The organism is Candidatus Pyrohabitans sp. (assembly GCF_054014795.1).
This window is the reverse complement of record NZ_JBPMGE010000067.1, coordinates 1-16,923: the sequence shown is the minus strand read 5'-3', so window position 1 is coordinate 16,923 and position 16,923 is coordinate 1. Positions and strand designations below refer to the sequence as shown.

At 51.9% G+C, this 16,923-nt stretch carries 20 protein-coding genes and 1 pseudogene; 17 read left to right on the top strand and 4 right to left on the bottom strand.

Features of this window, described 5'->3' with window-relative positions; genetic code table 11:
• The 3 genes and pseudogenes from ACXJJW_RS07390 to ACXJJW_RS07380 all read left to right on the top strand — a co-directional run.
• Window positions 1–325: pseudogene (locus ACXJJW_RS07390) on the top strand (hypothetical protein); the annotation flags it as partial.
• 93 nt (window positions 326–418) lie between these two features.
• Window positions 419–652 carry a type II toxin-antitoxin system HicB family antitoxin gene (locus ACXJJW_RS07385; protein WP_456475094.1) on the top strand — a complete coding sequence of 78 codons (234 nt, stop codon included), beginning with the start codon at window positions 419–421 and terminating at the stop codon, window positions 650–652.
• A 59-nt stretch (window positions 653–711) separates the two neighbouring features.
• The gene (locus tag ACXJJW_RS07380; RefSeq protein ID WP_456475096.1) at window positions 712–852 is read left to right on the top strand and encodes a type II toxin-antitoxin system HicA family toxin; all 141 of its coding nucleotides are present in this window, start codon (window positions 712–714) and stop codon (window positions 850–852) included.
• A gap of 32 nt (window positions 853–884) precedes the next feature.
• Here the strand turns inward: ACXJJW_RS07380 and ACXJJW_RS07375 are convergent, their stop codons facing one another.
• Window positions 885–1,244, bottom strand: coding sequence for a DUF2283 domain-containing protein (locus ACXJJW_RS07375; RefSeq protein ID WP_456475093.1), 360 nt, complete (start codon window positions 1,242–1,244; stop codon window positions 885–887).
• On the bottom strand, window positions 1,241–1,564 hold the full coding sequence (locus tag ACXJJW_RS07370; protein ID WP_456475092.1) for a hypothetical protein: 324 nt from the start codon (window positions 1,562–1,564) through the stop codon (window positions 1,241–1,243). The genes ACXJJW_RS07375 and ACXJJW_RS07370 overlap by 4 nt, the downstream gene beginning before the upstream one ends.
• Before the next feature lie 181 nt (window positions 1,565–1,745).
• On the opposite strand from ACXJJW_RS07370, the gene ACXJJW_RS07365 reads away from it, so the two are divergent.
• The 13 genes from ACXJJW_RS07365 to ACXJJW_RS07305 all read left to right on the top strand — a co-directional run bounded on the left by ACXJJW_RS07365 (window position 1,746) and on the right by ACXJJW_RS07305 (window position 15,416).
• Complete coding sequence (locus tag ACXJJW_RS07365) at window positions 1,746–2,912, top strand: ATP-binding protein (RefSeq protein ID WP_456475091.1); 1,167 nt, start codon at window positions 1,746–1,748, stop codon at window positions 2,910–2,912.
• 152 nt (window positions 2,913–3,064) lie between these two features.
• A complete protein-coding gene (locus tag ACXJJW_RS07360) occupies window positions 3,065–4,192 on the top strand; it encodes an ORC1-type DNA replication protein (protein WP_456475090.1) in 1,128 nt (375 codons plus the stop codon).
• Window positions 4,193–4,195: 3 nt separating this feature from the next.
• Window positions 4,196–4,708 (top strand): tRNA (cytidine(56)-2'-O)-methyltransferase, encoded by a 513-nt coding sequence (locus ACXJJW_RS07355; protein WP_456475095.1) that lies wholly within the window; start codon window positions 4,196–4,198, stop codon window positions 4,706–4,708.
• Entirely contained in the window at window positions 4,692–5,837 is a 1,146-nt protein-coding gene (locus tag ACXJJW_RS07350; protein ID WP_456475089.1) for an ATP-grasp domain-containing protein, read from the top strand. The genes ACXJJW_RS07355 and ACXJJW_RS07350 overlap by 17 nt, the downstream gene beginning before the upstream one ends.
• A 24-nt stretch (window positions 5,838–5,861) precedes the next feature.
• On the top strand, window positions 5,862–6,923 hold the full coding sequence (pheA, locus tag ACXJJW_RS07345; protein WP_456475088.1) for a prephenate dehydratase: 1,062 nt from the start codon (window positions 5,862–5,864) through the stop codon (window positions 6,921–6,923).
• 4 nt (window positions 6,924–6,927) lie between these two features.
• Complete coding sequence (locus ACXJJW_RS07340; RefSeq protein WP_456475087.1) at window positions 6,928–7,887, top strand: methanogenesis marker 12 protein; 960 nt, start codon at window positions 6,928–6,930, stop codon at window positions 7,885–7,887.
• A gap of 140 nt (window positions 7,888–8,027) precedes the next feature.
• Window positions 8,028–8,516, top strand: coding sequence for a hypothetical protein (locus ACXJJW_RS07335; RefSeq protein ID WP_456475086.1), 489 nt, complete (start codon window positions 8,028–8,030; stop codon window positions 8,514–8,516).
• A gap of 13 nt (window positions 8,517–8,529) precedes the next feature.
• Window positions 8,530–9,837 carry an HD domain-containing protein gene (locus ACXJJW_RS07330; protein ID WP_456475085.1) on the top strand — a complete coding sequence of 436 codons (1,308 nt, stop codon included), beginning with the start codon at window positions 8,530–8,532 and terminating at the stop codon, window positions 9,835–9,837.
• 69 nt (window positions 9,838–9,906) lie between these two features.
• The gene (locus ACXJJW_RS07325) at window positions 9,907–11,046 is read left to right on the top strand and encodes an isocitrate/isopropylmalate dehydrogenase family protein (RefSeq protein WP_456475084.1); all 1,140 of its coding nucleotides are present in this window, start codon (window positions 9,907–9,909) and stop codon (window positions 11,044–11,046) included.
• Entirely contained in the window at window positions 11,036–11,944 is a 909-nt protein-coding gene (locus ACXJJW_RS07320) for a hypothetical protein (RefSeq protein ID WP_456475083.1), read from the top strand. The genes ACXJJW_RS07325 and ACXJJW_RS07320 overlap by 11 nt, the downstream gene beginning before the upstream one ends.
• A 36-nt stretch (window positions 11,945–11,980) precedes the next feature.
• Window positions 11,981–13,663: a DNA mismatch repair endonuclease MutL gene (gene mutL, locus ACXJJW_RS07315; RefSeq protein WP_456475082.1), complete on the top strand. Its 1,683-nt coding sequence runs from the start codon at window positions 11,981–11,983 to the stop codon at window positions 13,661–13,663.
• A 43-nt stretch (window positions 13,664–13,706) separates the two neighbouring features.
• Complete coding sequence (locus ACXJJW_RS07310) at window positions 13,707–14,072, top strand: tetratricopeptide repeat protein (protein ID WP_456475081.1); 366 nt, start codon at window positions 13,707–13,709, stop codon at window positions 14,070–14,072.
• Window positions 14,073–14,108: 36 nt separating this feature from the next.
• Window positions 14,109–15,416 carry an Nre C-terminal domain-containing protein gene (locus ACXJJW_RS07305; RefSeq protein WP_456475080.1) on the top strand — a complete coding sequence of 436 codons (1,308 nt, stop codon included), beginning with the start codon at window positions 14,109–14,111 and terminating at the stop codon, window positions 15,414–15,416.
• On the opposite strand, the gene ACXJJW_RS07300 is transcribed toward ACXJJW_RS07305, so the two are convergent.
• Window positions 15,376–15,735, bottom strand: a complete 360-nt coding sequence (locus ACXJJW_RS07300; RefSeq protein ID WP_456475079.1) for a response regulator — start codon at window positions 15,733–15,735, stop codon at window positions 15,376–15,378. The genes ACXJJW_RS07305 and ACXJJW_RS07300 overlap by 41 nt on opposite strands.
• A gap of 164 nt (window positions 15,736–15,899) precedes the next feature.
• On the opposite strand from ACXJJW_RS07300, the gene ACXJJW_RS07295 reads away from it, so the two are divergent.
• Window positions 15,900–16,538: an MBL fold metallo-hydrolase gene (locus tag ACXJJW_RS07295; protein WP_456475078.1), complete on the top strand. Its 639-nt coding sequence runs from the start codon at window positions 15,900–15,902 to the stop codon at window positions 16,536–16,538.
• Here the strand turns inward: ACXJJW_RS07295 and ACXJJW_RS07290 are convergent.
• The coding region (locus ACXJJW_RS07290) for an SHOCT domain-containing protein (RefSeq protein WP_456475077.1) at window positions 16,535–16,923 on the bottom strand (389 nt) is incomplete at its 5' end. The genes ACXJJW_RS07295 and ACXJJW_RS07290 overlap by 4 nt on opposite strands.

Here is a 16,923-nt window from a genome sequence, read left to right as displayed (position 1 = left end):
TTCATTTTCATCAGAAAATGAGAGAATAAAGATAGAAGTTCTCACTTTGTTGGATGGGGTTGGTTATAGAGTCGCTTCGGCTATATTACACTTTGCCTTTCCAAACAAATATCCTATAATGGATTGGAGAGTTTGGGAATCATTACAGGAATTAGGAAAGATTGAACGTAATTACGATATTAAAGACGATTTTGAGCATTGGAATGAATATCTAAGAAAATGTAGAGCCATTGTTAATAGAGTAAACAAAAGTAGCGACAAAAAAATAAAACTTAGAGACTTAGATAAGGCACTCTGGCAGTATTCAAAATGTAAAAAAGCCTGAACAATGTGATAAATCGTAAAATTCATGCCTCCCATCAACAAGAATAACTATCCTTTCAAATGCTAACTTTAAAACTGCTAAAAGGTGGTACAATTGCAGTTTTCGGCGGTGGTTACAAAAGGGGAGAAGTATTACGTTTCTCATTGTCCAGAGCTGGACATCGCCAGTCAGGGAAAGACTATTGAAGAGGCGCTTGAAAATCTTAAAGAAGCCATCGAGCTATATCTCGAAGATGGGGATGCAATTGTCCCAGAGCCGAAGACGAAACCTCTAGTGACCATGATCGAGGTCAAGAGCGGTGAAACTTCCGGTCTTGTCAGGGCGTAAAGTTATAAAAGTCCTAGCCAAAGCGGGTTTTTGAGGTCGTTGGAAGGAAGGGGAGCCATATCAGACTGAAGAAAAAGAACAACAGAACCTTAATAGTAATTGTGCCTGACCATAAAGAAATAGAAAAGGGTACCTTAAATTCTATTCTCAGACAAGCCAACCTTAGCAGAGAAGAATTTATCAGGTTGTTGGAGCGATAGGGGGCCACTATCTCTGGAAAACTCCAAGAGAGTTACCCCTCTGCAACAGCCGGGCTCCTCTGCCTGATGCCTGGCACTGTCAGAGCTATATTTTTCTCTTCTTTTTCTCCCTGAAGTATAATCAGTATTAAAATCGCATTTCCATACAATTTTGTTCTCACATCACACTTCTTCAATGTGCACAAAATCTCTCTCACTCCTCCCCTGCTCAAATTCAATACCTCAGATAGATACTCGGTGGCATTAATTATCTCTACTCCAACGAGATTTTTCCTATAGTCGAAGTCCAGTATCAAATTTCCCAGCTCAACACTGCCCTTTGACTTTGAATCTCTACGAAATATGAATAAATCGTCATTATCTCTGTCGTAACTAAATTCAAATTCCTTCATCCTTTATCCACCATCCGCTGCCACCTTCGATTGATTTTTATCACGGTGGGCACTATTATCTTGTCACCACTGAATACTAAAATGTAACGGTGAGCCTGAGTTTTACTATAGCCAAAGTAGCAGTCATACTTCTCTTCATTGGGATTATCTGACTTCTGTTTTCCAGCAAAAATCAATCTCACGGGATTAATTATGTTTTCAACGATTTCATCTATGTCTATACCTCTGAATTCAGCCCGCAATTTTGCATGTTTCGTTATTATTATATCGCTCCTTTTGTACTGTTTTAATTTAGATTTTACATGATCTTTGTAGTTCATGATTAACCTCATTTTTATTTGCAGGTTGTACTATAAAAATAAAGAGGTAACTGATAGATCAGGGGCAAAGATATTCCGCACACACTATGATGATTTACACCACTAAACCTGATTAAACTTCACCTCGAGTTTAATTTTAGCAGGGCTAAAGTTTAAATACGATTAAGGAAAAGTTAGGTTCATGTACGTGGAGAGGGACGTGGAAGAAATCTTTGATAAGCTTTCCAAGGTCTACAGCATAGTTGCTCTGGTTGGAGCAAGGCAGGCGGGTAAAACCACATTCCTCAAAAAAAAGCTTGAAGAAGTGCCAAAAAGCGGCTATGTAACCTTCGACGACCCCGATGCCAGGGATATCTTCAATGAGGACATAAAAAAATTTGAGAAGCAGTATGTAGAGGGAAACAGCGTCACGGGCATAGACGAGGTGCAGTACGGGAGAGATGCAGGCATAAAACTGAAGTATCTCGCAGACAGGAAGCATAAAATATGGGTGACCTCTTCCTCTGAGATTCTCCTCAGCAGAGAGGTGCTCTCCTACCTCGTTGGTAGGGTGTCAATAATAAGGCTGTACCCCTTCTCTCTGCGCGAGTTCCTGCGTGCAAAGAAAATCAGAGCTTTAACCGATAAGATAAAAATCCGCGCTGTGTGGGAGCACATAAACTACGGTGGCTATCCCAGAGTTGTTTTAACTGACGATGCTGAAATCAAGCAGATAATCCTTCGTGACTTAATAGAAACCATGCTCCTTAAGGATGTTTCCAGAAGCTTCTCAATAGACGACCTCGATGCCCTTGAAAGACTGACAAAATATCTGGCGGCAAACACAGGAGCACTGCTCAACTATGAGTCTGTGATGAGGGCTCTTGATATATCTTTCCAGACCCTCAGGAAGTATCTGAATGCCATGGAGAAAAGCCATATTATAACGAGGGTTTCGCCATTTTATACAAATAAAGCAAAAGAACTCAAAAAGAGACCAAAAGTCTATTTCATTGATACCGGATTGAGGAATGTTGTCCTCAGGGAAAGCTACACCGAGCCTTCTGGGGAGATTTTTGAGAATTATGTTCTAATGGAACTCAAGAAGGCTGGCTTAGACGTTAAATACTGGCGCACAAAAAGCGGTGCTGAGGTAGATTTTGTTGTTGAAGTGGATGGAAACCCTGTGCCGGTGGAGGTGAAAACTTCTTCCCCTTTGCTGGAAAGGAGCATGACTTCCTTTATCAGGACCTACTCTCCAGAAGAAGCCTTTATTGTTTTTTACAGAGGGGAGAAGAAGGAGTCTGAGGTAGAAGGGTGCAGAGTTGTGTTTACCGACGTGCTTGAGCTGGTGGAGAGGTTGAGATAAATCTCGCGTTACGGCAAACCTCAGAAAACTCCTGCCTCCTTTACAATTGTGGAGAGACCTAAATTAAATCATTGGAACCGGGGCAAGCAGGTAAAAGCAAATTATGCCTACCGTGGAAACCTTTATAGCCGCTGGAGAGGAAAATTAAAGGGATGCCCCCGAGAAGCTTTAAAGACCTGCTCGCCGCCGACGAGAGTCTCTTCCGCAAGGCTGAGGTATTCGACCCTGACTATGTGCCTGAGGATTACATCCACCGCGGGGAGCAGATGCAGAGCATAGCACGATGCATCAAGCCGGCTTTGCGGGGAGAGCGTCCACTAAATGCTCAGATTTACGGCCCGCCGGCGACGGGTAAGACAACTGCGATTCGCAAGCTCTTCCAGGACCTGGAGGATATCCCTCAAGCAAGACGCATCGCCAGGGTGCACATAAACTGCCAGATTCATGCCACCAAGTTCGGCATCTTTTCCCTCATCCACAAGGCGGTGGTGGGACATCTCCCGCCAGAAACCGGCGTACCCTTCTCAAAGGTTTACGAGGCGATATTCAGAAAGCTGCGCCGGGAGAATAAGATTCTCCTCGTGGTGCTGGACGACATGAATCACCTCTTCTATGAGCGCTATGCAAATGAGATACTCTACGACATACTGCGCGCCCATGAGGTTTTTCCAGGGGCGAAGACAGGAATATTCAGCATAGTAAGCCACACAGAGTTTGCCTACAAGCTCGACGACCGCGTGCGCTCCATGTTTCGTCCGCAGGAGATATACTTCCCGCCCTACAGCGCGGGTGAAATGTACGACATACTCAGGCGGAGGGCTGAACTGGGCTTCTTCCCCGGCGTTATAAGCAGCGAACTTGTGGAGAAAATAGCTACCCGCGCCTATGAGCACGGGGACCTGAGGCTGGGCATAGAGCTTCTGCGCACAAGTGCGGTTATCGCAGAGTCGCATGCATCGCGGAAGATTACACAGGAGCACATAGAAGAGGCCTATGCCACCTCACGCCTGGCAACGCTGCGCAGCCTGGTGGAGCCCCTCGCCAAGAAGGAAAAGCTCCTCCTGAAACTGCTCTGCGAATCAGAGCACATTACCTCCGGCGAACTCTACGAGCGCTTTGCAAGCGTATCCGGGCTGAGCTACACAAAGTTCTACCGCATTCTCACAAAGCTTGAGGACATTGGTTTGATAGAGGCAAGATTCGCAGGCGGTGAGAGGCGGGGAAGAAGCAGGGAGATATCACTGCGCCACCCGCATGAAGAGCTTGAGAAGGTGCTTTAAGTGGTGGTGGTTGTTCTGCGCCTGGGGCACAGGCCGGAGCGCGACAAGCGTGTGACCACCCACGTGGGTCTGGTAGCGAGGGCCTTTGGTGCTTCTGGAATGGTGCTTTCGACGCATGATGAAAAGGTGATGGAGAGCATACGCGGGGTTGTGGCAAACTGGGGTGGAGATTTTTTCGTGGATGTGGAGGAGGAGTGGCGCAGGTTTATCAGGGAGTGGCAGGGCATAAAGGTGCACCTCACCATGTACGGCGAGCACATCGACGATAGAATCACAGAAATTCGCTCCTCCGGTGAAGACCTCCTCGTTGTGGTTGGCGCCGAGAAGGTGCCGGCGGAGGTTTTCAACCTCGTTGACTACAACATAGCAATTGGACACCAGCCCCACAGCGAGGTCGCAGCGCTTGCTGTTTTCCTGGACAGGTACTTCACTGGAGAAGAGCTGCACAAAGAGTTTCACGGCAGACTCAGGGTACTTCCTTCGCGGAGAGGGAAGCGCATTGTCGAGCGGGAATGAGCGCCTTCTAATAGTGGGGCTACACACCCGTCCTGCTGTAGCCTCAGCCAAGCGTTCTGGCTACGCCGTAGCGAGCGCAGACTACTTTGGCGACGTCGACCTGAAGAAACTCGCCGACGAGTCCCGCTCCATAGTTGAGCAGAGGCCCTACCGTTCCAATGGCAGGCAGGCTGAGAACTACTCCGAGGAGAGGCTTATTGAAATAGCGCATGAGCTTGAGGGCGAGAAGATAATCCTGACCTCAACCCTTGCGATGCACAGCAGCAAAATAGCTGGCATAAGCGGCAGGCGCGCAAAAAAGCTTAAAGACAAAGCCTACCAGCTTAAGAAGCTTGGAAAGCTGGGCATAGCCCTGCCCGAGACGAGGGTGGTTAGAAGCAGGGAAGAGGCGGTGCAGGCTGCGGAGGAGATTGGCTTCCCAGTGGTGGTTAAACCCGCCCTGGGTGCAGGGGGCGAGGGTGTGGTGCTTGTGCATTCCCAGGAGGAGATTCCAGAGATTCGGGAGTGCTTCCTGGTGCAGGAGTATATTCGAGGCAAGGCGATAAGCGTCTCCACGCTGAGTTATCGCAGCCAGAGCGTTGCCATTTCCACGAGTGTTCAACTTCTGGGCTCAAGGCTGGTCAGAGCTGGGGGTTTCAGATACTGTGGAAGCATAGCACCCTATTCCCGGGAGGAGCGACTGCTCAGCCTTGCAGAGGAGGTGGCGAGCCTCTTCAACCTGCGCGGGTGGAATGGTATAGATTTTGTTGAGAGGCATGGGGAATACTACTTCATTGAACTCAACCCGCGCTTTCAGGGCACTCTGGATGTTGTTGAGCGCGCCTATCACCTTGACATCGTCGCCGCCCACCTCGCCGCATGCGAGGGGGAACTGCCAGAACAGCGCCCTCGACCTCGAAACTGCGCAGCCAGGTTAACCCTCTTTGCAGGCGAGCGCTGTATTGTTAGAGGCAACCTGCTGAAGCTCTGCAGCGATGTACCCGTGAGGAATGCAATAATAGAGGCAGGCGAACCCATAACCACTGTGCTGGGCAGCGCGCAGAGCAGGAGAGGGGCGCTGCAGAAGGTTAAGGAGAAGGCTGCGAGGGTGTACTCCCGCTACCTGTATCCAATCCCAGAAGCTTTTTAAACCCTCTGCGCAAATGCTATTGTAATGACCCGGCTGGAACAGATGAGGAAGGAGATAGACGAGATTGATGCGAAGCTTCTGGAGCTGCTCAGGCGCAGAATACGCATCGCCGAGCAAGTGGGCAGGTACAAGCTTGCAAGGGGCATGCGCATTGAGGACCCTGAGCGGGAGAAGCAGGTTATTTCCCGCGCCCTGGCTAAGGCTGAGGGGCTGAGTGAGGAGTTTGTGCGTGAAATCTTCGAGCGGATTATCCTGGAGAGCAAGCGCGCCCAGCGGCAGGGCAAGATCGCTATACTCGGACCGAGGGGCACCTTCTCTGAAGAGGCTGCACTGAAGTTCATGAGTTCTCCCCACCTGGTGCTCGCCCGGGAAATCGAGGAGATCTTCGACCTGGTGGAGCGCGGGGAGGTCGAGTTCGGCGTCCTGCCGGTGGAGAACTCACTGGAGGGCAGTGTCACCCTTGCCATGGAACTGCTTGTAAAGAGGGAGGCAAGGGTCTACGCTGAGATTATACTGGACATAAATCACAACCTGCTCGCTCTGCCTGGGGTGAAGCTGGCAGAGATACGCAGGGTGATATCCCATCCCCAGGCACTGGCGCAGTGCAAGGGCTTTATCTCCAGCCTGGGTGTTGCCACTGCCAACTATCCGAGTACCGCCGATGCCGCGCGGGAGATTAAGGAGAAGCAGCTCCGCGATGTCGCAGCCATCGCACCCCTTGCGGCGGCAAAGCTCTATGGTCTGGCTGTGCTTAAGGAGAAAATTCAGGACATGAACCACAATCAGACGCGCTTCTTCATCCTGGCAAAGAGGGACCATGCACCCACCGGCAGAGATAAAACCTCCATTGTACTCAGCCTCAAGGACAAGCCAGGTGCGCTTTACGAGGTGCTTGAGGCCTTTGCAAAGGCGAAGATAAACCTGACCAAGATTGAATCCCGCCCATCCCGGCGGGCCCTTGGGGATTACATCTTCTTTATAGATTTTGAGGGGCACCGCACCGAGGACAGGATAAAGGCTGTGCTTGAGGAGATTGAAAGGCGTGCGTCATTTATGAAGATACTTGGGAGCTATCCTGCAGGGTGAGGGGATGAGCTTTCTGGGCATGGACCACGGCACCCGTGAAGTGCGCTTTTATCTCCTACCGGAGCAAGTTGGCTTCTCAGTATCCCGCGAGAGAGCCGCACGGGAGGGTGTGCTGCGCGAGATTGAACGCAGGGTTGAACTTTCGAGTATTGAGCTCGCCGGGGTAACCTACTCCATGGGCGATGCGCTGAAGGCGATTACGCCTATAGATAGGGTTGAGAACCGCGGTGTGCTCCCCGGAGGAGGTGCGGGTGAGCACGTGGGCGGGGGCACCCGCGCCTATGACGAGCTTGCTGCGAGCGGCATAAGGGCGGTGGTGATACCGGGGCTTCACCGGGGCTTGCCTTGCCTGGATGAGCGCATGCGCGCACTTTACTCGCACATGGCGAGCAGCGAGAAGGTGAGTATCGCCTACGACGCCTATTTAAAGGTTAAGAGGGAGATGAATGCGGAGAGCTTTATTGTGAGCGATATAAGCTCCAATACGGTTAGTGTGGCTGTGAAGGATGGCAAAATAGCCGGGGCGATGGACGCCTGCGTGGGTGCGATAGGCATGCTCCACGGTCCCCTGGACCTTGAGGCTATTCGCCGTATTGACAGGGGCGAGCTTAAGGCGGGTGAGGCCTTCTCCCGCGCGGGGGCGGTTAAGGTCTATGATTTCTCAGACTTTGCGGAGGTACTGGAGCCTGAGAGCGACGCTGCCAGACTTGCCCTGGAGGCACTGGTGCTGAGTGTGGAGATGGAGATTCGCTCCCTCACAGCGCTGGTGGAGCCTCAGGTGGTGGTTATTACAGGCGGCGCAGGTGTTCATGAGGCCGTGTTCACCCGCCTTGCCAAGAGACTGCGCAAACTCGCGCCGGTACTGCGCATAGACGGGTACAGCGCCGCAAGGGGAAGCGCCGAGATTGCGCGGGCAATTTACGGAGGCAAGAGGGAGATTCTGGGTATAGGGGTGGAGGTTTGAGGGGCAAGCAGATATGCTATAGACCAGCCTCTTCCATCATAAGGATATAGAGATATTATTATCAAATTTCATATTTCCGGTGCTCTTACTAAATGTTTAAATATCCATATTGTAAGAAATATCCCAAGGAGGCAAGGGTGATGTCTGTCTTATCTGAAAAAGTTCTTGCGATATTAAGAAAAATTGATCCGATTTATGGTAGGAAAGCTCTCCAGAAAAAAATATATTTCGCTCAGGTTTTGGGTTTGAATTTAGGTTATGACTATAAATGGTATAAATATGGGCCATACAGCTTCGATTTAGCCGATGAAATTGACTTCTACATGAGTATTGGAGAGATTACAACTGATGTAGAGGAGTATCACCGTATACTTGTAAATGCTACGGAGCTTCCTGCGCTCGGTAGGGATGAATTAGAAAAAATCAAAAAATTAAACAATTTAACCAAAGATATGGTTCCGGATGATTTGGAGCTCATGGCATCAATCCATTTTCTTGTATATGAGGCAGGCCTTGGAAAGAACAAAAGAGAGGTCTTTCAAAAACTTGAAGTTGAAAAGCCGGGTAAATTTACGGAACCTAAGAAAGAGGCAATGTGGAGGAAGCTTGAATATTTCGAATTAATTTAGAAGGTTGAACGTTATGTCCGGGGAAAAGGGGAAAACTATTTTTGATAATATTTCAGGATTTATAGCGCTTGACGAATTTCAACTCTCTATTGTCAATCATCCCTTATTTCAAAGGCTCAGACGGATTAAACAAAATGGATTTTTGAATTACGTATTTACTGGTGCAGAACACAGCCGGTTTGCTCACTCTCTTGGTGTTTTTAAAAATATGCAGGATTTGCTTGAAAATTTTGAACGGAGTGAGCATCATCTAGAAAAAGATGAAAAAGACCATTTATTATTAGCAGCACTTCTTCATGATATTGGTCATTATCCTCTTTCCCATACAATAGAAGGGTTAATGATAGATTTATATGGAAAAAAGATTGGGCATCATGAAAAAAATGCAGGTGAATATATCAGAAACTCCAGTCTTGGAGATTTGGTCAAGGACCATGGCATAGACCTTAGCCTACTTTCTAAAATCATAGGAGGTACTTCAGGGAACCAGTTATTTACACAAATAATGCACTCTGAATTGGATATGGATAGACTCGACTATCTCATAAGAGATTCTGTAAATTGTGGACTGACCTACGGCATGTTTGACCGGCATCAGTTAATGAGAACATTAGACATACATGAGGGCCAACTTGTAGTATTAGAAAAAGGCAGAACCGCCGCAGAGCACTACATCCTTGGTAGGTATTATATGTACTCTGAAATATATAGCCACCATACATCCAATGCCTTTAATATTCTTGCAAAAGAGGTTTACAGAGAATTGCTTAATATAGGTAAGGCTCCTGAACTAGAGGAAATAAGAAAATCTCCTGAAGATTATTTATGGTTCGATGATAATTGGTTCCTTAACACGTTGTTCAATATTCAAAAAAAGGATGTAAGTAGGAGGACATGGGATTTTATAAAGAGGATATTACATAGGAAGCCGTTAAAAGTTGCAAAAGAGGCGCGATGCATTGTGGAAATGGATGGGCGTGGGTCAGAGGAGTACACAACAATAGACAAAATTAGGAGAGGTGCAAAAATAAGAGACTTAATATTAGAGGAGACGAAAATTCCTGAAGACCTTTTATTTGTATCCTTCCCAAGAACAGAAATCTCTGGACTTAAGCCGTATTATGAGCCTACTACTACTGAAGATGTTGATGAGAGAATTGAACAGGCCATACGAATTAAGGATGGTGACACAGTATACACAATAGCATCAAACCCTAACTCGTTAATTCGAGAACTTGCAACTAAAACTCTCAACATAGGAAGGGTCTATACCCCTGAAAAATATGCCGAAGCAGTGAAAGAAGTTATCGAGAGATATTAGACCTCAGAATAACCTTTGCTCTACAGCAAACTTTTTTATTCCACGCCCTGAATTTAGCATGGTGGTGCAATGTACAGAATTGCAGTTATACCCGGCGATGGAATAGGCCCTGAGGTCATGCAGGAAGGCATAAAGGTACTTGAGGCCGCGGGCGAGGTAACTGGTGCAGACTTTGAGTGGATTCGGTACCCCTTCGGTGCGGAGCACTACCTCGCCACCGGAGAGGTTCTGCCCGAGGATGCGCTGAAGGAAATCTCGGGCTGCGATGCGATTTACCTCGCCGCCGTGGGCGACCCCCGCGTTAAGCCGGGCATCCTGGAGCAGGGCATCCTGCTGAAGCTGCGCTTCTACTTTGACCAGTATGTGAACCTGCGCCCTGTGAAGCTATACCCCGGCATCCCCACTCCGCTGAAGGATAAGAAGCCAGAGGACATAAACTTCTTTGTGGTGAGGGAGAACACAGAGGACTTTTATGTCGGCGTAGGTGCCCGCGTTACTTCGGCAAAGCAGAGGGAAGAGCTCGAGGTAAAGCGCGAGCTCTACCAGCTCAAGTTTGGGGTGGACATAACAAAAGAGGGCAGCGAGGAGATAGCCTTCCAGATAGGCGTGGTTTCCCGGGAAGGTGCGAGGCGGGTGATAGAGTACGCCTTTGAGCTGGCAAAGCGCCAGGGTATGCAAAGGGTGACCAGCGTGGACAAGGCGAATGTGCTCACCCATGTTTATTCCCTGTGGCGTGAGGTGTTCGAGGATGTTGCCAGGGGTTACGCCGGGATAGAGACCGAGTTCACCTTCGTTGATGCGATAACCATGTATTTCCTCACAATGCCCGAGCACTACCGTGTTGTCGTCACTCCCAACATGTTCGGCGACATAATCACCGACCTGGGGGCGCAGATTCAGGGGGGCATCGGCCTGGCGCCGAGCGGGAATATAAATCCGCAAGGGGTGAGCATGTTCGAGCCGGTGCACGGCTCTGCACCCAATCTGAAAGGCAGAGGTTTAGCGAACCCCATAGCGCAGGTGCTCGCAGGGCAGCTCATGCTCCAGGAGCTGGGTGAGGCGAAGGCCGCTCGTCTGGTGGAGCGCGCCGTGTATGAGACGCTGCGCGAGGGTGTGCGGACCCCCGACATCGCCGGGAGCGCCTCTACCACGCAGGTGGGTGATGCAATAGCCGCAAAGGTGAAAGAGCTGGCTGATAATGGAGATTGAGAAGCAAGTGGTGGATTTTCTGGAGAAGCATGGACCAGCGCTTGGTGGGGAGCTTTACGAGAGCCTTGGCATTGACTCCTTCCAGCTCTGGCGCACCTGCATGCTGAGCAACAGAATAGTAACCCGGCATGTGGGGAGGCGCTACCTCCGCCTGGACAAACGCGTCGAGGGCTATGCAAGGCTTTCGCCGTCGATTCAGCGGGAATTCCTCACCTATACCGTAGTCGGACTGAAGGAGCAGGAAAGCGAGGTTATAGCAGGGGCGGCGCTACTGGAGAAGCACATAGCCGAAATCAGCAAGCGAAAGTTGAGGCTGGCGAAGCGCGTGGTTGAGGAGGCGCTAGAGAGGCTGGGCAGCGCTGGCAGGGTGCTTCTCAGCCGGGCATGCTTTCTAATAGGTGGAGATGTACCCCTCGGAATGGCCCACAGCGATGCCCGCCCGGAGCGCAGCACCGGTGAACTTGTGGCGGGCTCAGACCTGGACCTGGTGGTCATCCTCGGCGATGAGGTGAGCGAGGAGCTGGAGAAGAAGCTGGACGATGCGCTCTTCGAGATAAAGCACCGCCTGCTCGCGATGCCGCGCAAGGAGGAGCTGGACTACCTGATTAAAAGGTGGAGCAGAGCTGTGGAGCAGCTGAACTTTGCGAGCTTCGAGGACATGGTGGCGTGCAAGATATTCAACGAGGCAGAGCTTCTCGCAGGAAGCAAAGAGATGTTCTCCACGCTTAAGAGGGAGATGCGCTCCCGCAGTGTGGTTGCGAAGCTTCGCGAACTCGAGGCGCGAGCCATAGAGTACCGCAGGCAGAGCGAGAAGCTGCTTCTCGCCGAGCCTGCACCATCCGAGGAGCTCCTGCTGCGCACCTTCACCACCACCATAGAGGCGAGTGAAATTTTCTAGGCTAACCCTTTTATTGCCCAAAGCGTAACTAAAAACATGCCAAAGATACGGGTGCTCAGCAAGAGCGTAGTGAGCAAAATCGCCGCTGGCGAGGTGGTGGAGCGCCCTGCAAGCGTTGTAAAGGAGCTGGTGGAGAACAGCCTGGATGCGAGCGCTAGCCGCATAGTCGTGGAGATTCGCCACGGTGGCAGGAGCTACATCCGCGTCGCCGATGACGGCATCGGCATGTCGCGGGAGGATGCGCGCCTAGCCTTCGAGAGGCATGCCACCAGCAAAATCTCCAGCTTCGCAGACCTATACGCTGTTAACAGCCTGGGCTTCCGCGGCGAGGCATTGCCCAGCATAGCAAGCGTGTCGAAGGTCACCATGGAGACCAGGGAGAGGCACAGCCTCGAGGGCACGCGTGTGGTGGTGGAAGGCGGGGAGGTGCTGAGTCTTGAAGCGAGAGGATGCGCCCCCGGTACAAGCGTTGTGGTGGAGGAACTGTTCTTCAATACCCCCGCGAGGAGAAAATTTCTTAAAAGCGACGCCACTGAAGCCCGGGAAATCGCAACCACGCTAACGCGCTACCTGCTCGCCTTTCCTGAGGTGCACTTCGAGTTTTTCAAAGACGGGAGGCGGAGCATAGCTGCGCCAAAGGGGAGCATGAGAGACAGACTTGCATTGCTCTTCGGGAGAGATACGGGAAGGCAGCTCAGGGAGGTGGCACTTGAGAGCGAGGGCTACCGCATCCATGGCTTTGTTTCGCCGCCTTCGCTGAACAGAGCCTCGCGGAGGGAGCAGTACCTCTTTGTGAATCGCCGCTTTGTGAAGAGCAGGCTGCTGAGCGCAGCTCTGGACGAGGCCTACCATACCCTTCTGCCCAGGCATCGCCATCCCCTCGCTTTTATCTTTCTGGAGCTCAATCCTGCGATGGTGGATGTGAATGTGCACCCTGCAAAAATTGAGGCTAAGTTTAAGGAGGGGGATAGGCTCCGCGCGCTTTTAACAGAGGCGATTCGCGAGGCACTCCGCGAGCCCGCAAAGGCGCAGGAAGCAAAGCCCAGACAGCTTAGCTTAACGGTGGAGCGCTCTCCTGCGGGGGGCGCAGTGAGGGAGGCAAGGGTAGAGTATGCCCCTCAGCCGAAGAAAAGCAGACCGCACCTGCAGCTTAAGCCTCTTGCCCAGCTCCACAATACCTACATCCTGGCGGAGAGCAGCGATGGTCTGGTGCTGATAGACCAGCATGCAGCGCATGAGCGGGTGCTCTTCGAACGCTTCAGGGCGCAGCTTGAAGAGGCAAAGCTGGAGAGGCAGGAGCTGCTCTCGCCAGCGCTCATTGAGCTTTCCCCCCGGGAGGCTGCACTCCTGGAGGAGAACCTTGAGCTCATCTCTGAGCTGGGCTTTGAAATTGAGAGCTTCGGGGATAGGAGCTACCTCGTTAAGGTGGTGCCCCTCTTCCTGGGCGAGGTGGTGCGCAGGGAGGAGATCTACGAGATAGTGGATTCGCTGATAGAAGCGGGCAGCCTCCGCCAGAGGGAGCAGCGCAGGGAGGAGATGATATACCGCATCGCATGCAAGAATGCTGTTAAGGCGGGAGATTACCTCAGCATGGAGGAGATGCACGCGCTGCTTGCACAGCTGGCTAGGACCTCTAGACCAGAGACCTGTCCCCACGGCAGACCTACCATGGTCACCTTTGACTTAAAGGAGATTGAGAGGAGGTTCAAGCGGAGCTAGTCTGTAGCGCAACCCTTATATCTCCTGTCGCCTACGCATTCACATGACTCCAAAGCAGGAGAAGGAGCTTTTAAAGAGGTACGGCATAAACGTGGAGAGGCTGAGTGCCGAGGAGGTAACCCAGCTCATAAAAAAGAAGGCTTCGCGGGCAGAGCTGGAGGAGTTTAAGAAGAAGTATTCGAAGAAGATGAGCTACTGTGCGCAGGCAGAGGAGGCAATGAGGCAGGGAAACCTGCGCAGGGCAGAGGAGATGCTGGAGTACGCCTTAAGCCTCGGCGTCTACGGCAACGAGGTGATATACAACCTCCTGGGTGACCTCTACATCAAGAAGGGCAAGCGAGATAAGGCCATGGAGTACTACAGGAAGTCGGGCAGCATAGACTCACTCAAAAAACTGCGCACCCTTTGAGTTACCTACTTTAACCTCGTCGCACAAAATATCACCATGCCTGCTGAAAAGCCCAGCTGCGAGATTGTCAAGGCGATACTGAAGCTCCGTCCCATGTCTAGGGAGCTCTGCCTGGCATGCAAGGGGGGCAGGCTGCTCTGTGGCCATGCCTCATGTCCCCTTCTGGCACGGATTAAGATAAGGAGCCCAATTGAAAAGAAGCTTAAGGAGAGCCTCTTCGGGCCGTCCCCGGGGATATTCGTGGGCTGGAAGGGTTACCCCAATGTCTTCGTGGGGCCGCTGACCTCGGTGAGCGAGGAGCACCCCGAGCTCTACGACGACCCTGCCAGGTGGTATGGTCTGGACTTTGATGAAATAATACGAATGCGCTCCCTGCTTGTGCGCTCCAAGGTGAGGCAGCACGTCACGCAACGCTCGGGCATCGTGGAGCAGGCGCAGGAGGTTGCGCTCTCGATAAGGGCGCCTGACACAGAGGTGCACTTTGAGCGCAAACCCAGTTACGGGATGAGCTTCTCACCCCTCACCCAGCCTCTAGGTCCGACGGCACCTCTGAAGGAGCTGGAAATTGCTGAAAACCCAAAGATTCCACGGAAGGTGGATGCTCTGGCGAGTGACGAGGTCACCGCAAGCTATGCAGCCACGCAGCTCTACCACGAGGGCTATGACATCTACTACCTAACCCGGGTGCTCTCCTCCGGTGCCCTGGGCCACGAGGAGAGGAAGCGCCTGGTGCCCACCCGCTGGAGCATCACAGCTGTGGACGACCTCCTGGGCAAAGCGTTGATGAGGGAGATTCACAACTACGCTACCATCAATGAGTACCGCGTGTACCACAACACCTACCTGGACAACCACTTTGAGGTCCTGCTGATGCCCCGGAGATGGGAGTATGAGCAGTTTGAAGCATGGGCACCGAATACCCTCTGGACCCTTGCCATGGACAAACCAGCGATCAACGTGGAGCATGAGGGCTACCGTGGAAGGAGCACCTATGCGGAGCAGGAGGGCGGAGGCTACTATGCGGCGCGCTTTGCTGTGCTCGAGGCTCTCGCAAAAATGCGCCGCCAGGCGGGCGTGGTGGTTTTCCGCGAGATATACGAGGGCTACATAATGCCAGTCGGCGTCTGGGAGGTGCGCGAGAATGTGAGGCAGGCGTTCCGCAATCCCTGCGAGCGTTTTGCCACGCTGAGCGAGGCCCTGGAGAGCATATCTGCGAGGCTCAAAATCCCCCTCAGGGAATACCTGAGGAGGAGCACCCTGCTCAGGCAGTCGCGGCTTGAGGACTTTGTTGCAAGAGCACACTTCAGTCCAGACCCACAACCTCCTCCAGCTGCTTCACGCTGAAGGGCTTGGGCACGAATCCGCTGGCCCCAAGGGCGAGCCACCTCGTGACCTTCTCTCTGTCGCTCACAACACTGAATACATGGATTGGGATGTCCCTGAACTCTTCCGACGCCTTAATATGCAGAAGAACCTCCTCGCCGCTCATGCCTGGCATGATGATGTCCAGGAGGATGACATCCGGGATGGAGCCGTTGTTCAGACTCTCCAGCGCCTCCTCTCCGGAGAGGGCGACAGTAACATCATGCCCGCGGCTCTCAAGCAGACTCTTCACCAGTCTTGTTATCTCCTCGTTGTCGTCAATTAGCAGGACGCTTGCCAACAGCTGTGCCCCCGTGATAGTATGTGCCACGCTGACAGTTACCAGTCAAAAATGAGAGCATATAAGTTTTTCCACGACATCTACTTAACCAGACTTCGGCAAAAGACGAAATCTGCAAAAAATACTTATCTCCCGCCGCAGAGTAGTAGATAGGGGTGAGAGGAATGAACACCACTGAGTTTAAGGGTGTGGAGATAACCTGGTTTGGGCACTCCAGCTTTAAGCTTAAGAGCAACGCGGGGGTGGTGTACATCGACCCCTATGTTCTTCCAGCTGGAGAAGAGGCTGCGGACGTAGTAGTCATGACCCACGAGCACTTCGACCACTGCGCCGTGGAGAGTGCGGGTAAGGTGATGAGGCCCTCAACGGTCATAGTCACAACACAGGGCTGCGCAAGACGCTGCTCCGGCGATGTGAGGGTGGTCAAGGCTGGAGATGGCGTTGAGGTAGGTGAGATTAAGGTTGAGGCGGTGGAGGCGTACAACAGGGCAAAACCCTTCCATCCCCGTGGCCTGGGGGTGGGCGTCATCGTAAGTATGCAGGGCGTGCGTATTTACCATGCTGGCGACACCGACTTCATAGCAGAGATGAGCAACATAAAGACTGAGGTTGCCCTTCTCCCTATAGGTGGGCACTACACCATGGATGAGCGCGAGGCAGCAGAGGCGGCACTTGCATTAAAGCCGAGTGTGGCGATACCCATGCACTACAACTACATCCCCCAGACCAGCGCTGATCCGGAGCTTTTCCGCAGGCTGATTGCAGAGAAGGATGAGAGCATAGAGGTGAGGATACTCGATTAATCCTTGCCCAGAATTTCCCTCTTCATCTCCATGTACTCCTCCTTTGTGATCTCCCCTCTTGCCAGACGCCTGTTAAGTATATCCATGGCGCTCTCCTCCTTTCTGCCACCTGCCAGAAGCAGGTATATAAACGCAAGTACCAGCAACCAGAAGGCCAGGCCAAAGCCGCTAAAGCCATAACCGAACATCCTGCGGTGCATCTCCATCATGCTGCCGGGGGCTATAAAACTGCCCCACGCCTGGCACACACCCCAGGGGGCGCCGGCCTCGTAGAGGATGGTGAGCAATAGCAGGAACCCCAGAATCCCAAAGACTGCGTAGCTCAGGTACCTCCTCATCGCCGGGTCACCGATATATATTTCCCTGGGCTTCTTTAATATTCTTT

What these genes read in the sequence shown, in the direction of transcription:
- ACXJJW_RS07375 (WP_456475093.1), bottom strand. Translation starts at nt 1,244, where the DNA reads ATGAAGGAATTTGAATTTAGTTACGACAGAGATAATGACGATTTATTC.
- ACXJJW_RS07370 (WP_456475092.1), bottom strand. Translation starts at nt 1,564, where the DNA reads ATGAACTACAAAGATCATGTAAAATCTAAATTAAAACAGTACAAAAGG.
- ACXJJW_RS07365 (WP_456475091.1), top strand. Translation starts at nt 1,746, where the DNA reads ATGTACGTGGAGAGGGACGTGGAAGAAATCTTTGATAAGCTTTCCAAG.
- ACXJJW_RS07360 (WP_456475090.1), top strand. Translation starts at nt 3,065, where the DNA reads ATGCCCCCGAGAAGCTTTAAAGACCTGCTCGCCGCCGACGAGAGTCTC.
- pheA (WP_456475088.1), top strand. Translation starts at nt 5,862, where the DNA reads ATGACCCGGCTGGAACAGATGAGGAAGGAGATAGACGAGATTGATGCG.
- ACXJJW_RS07340 (WP_456475087.1), top strand. Translation starts at nt 6,928, where the DNA reads ATGAGCTTTCTGGGCATGGACCACGGCACCCGTGAAGTGCGCTTTTAT.
- ACXJJW_RS07335 (WP_456475086.1), top strand. Translation starts at nt 8,028, where the DNA reads ATGTCTGTCTTATCTGAAAAAGTTCTTGCGATATTAAGAAAAATTGAT.
- ACXJJW_RS07330 (WP_456475085.1), top strand. Translation starts at nt 8,530, where the DNA reads ATGTCCGGGGAAAAGGGGAAAACTATTTTTGATAATATTTCAGGATTT.
- ACXJJW_RS07325 (WP_456475084.1), top strand. Translation starts at nt 9,907, where the DNA reads ATGTACAGAATTGCAGTTATACCCGGCGATGGAATAGGCCCTGAGGTC.
- ACXJJW_RS07320 (WP_456475083.1), top strand. Translation starts at nt 11,036, where the DNA reads ATGGAGATTGAGAAGCAAGTGGTGGATTTTCTGGAGAAGCATGGACCA.
- mutL (WP_456475082.1), top strand. Translation starts at nt 11,981, where the DNA reads ATGCCAAAGATACGGGTGCTCAGCAAGAGCGTAGTGAGCAAAATCGCC.
- ACXJJW_RS07310 (WP_456475081.1), top strand. Translation starts at nt 13,707, where the DNA reads ATGACTCCAAAGCAGGAGAAGGAGCTTTTAAAGAGGTACGGCATAAAC.
- ACXJJW_RS07305 (WP_456475080.1), top strand. Translation starts at nt 14,109, where the DNA reads ATGCCTGCTGAAAAGCCCAGCTGCGAGATTGTCAAGGCGATACTGAAG.
- ACXJJW_RS07295 (WP_456475078.1), top strand. Translation starts at nt 15,900, where the DNA reads ATGAACACCACTGAGTTTAAGGGTGTGGAGATAACCTGGTTTGGGCAC.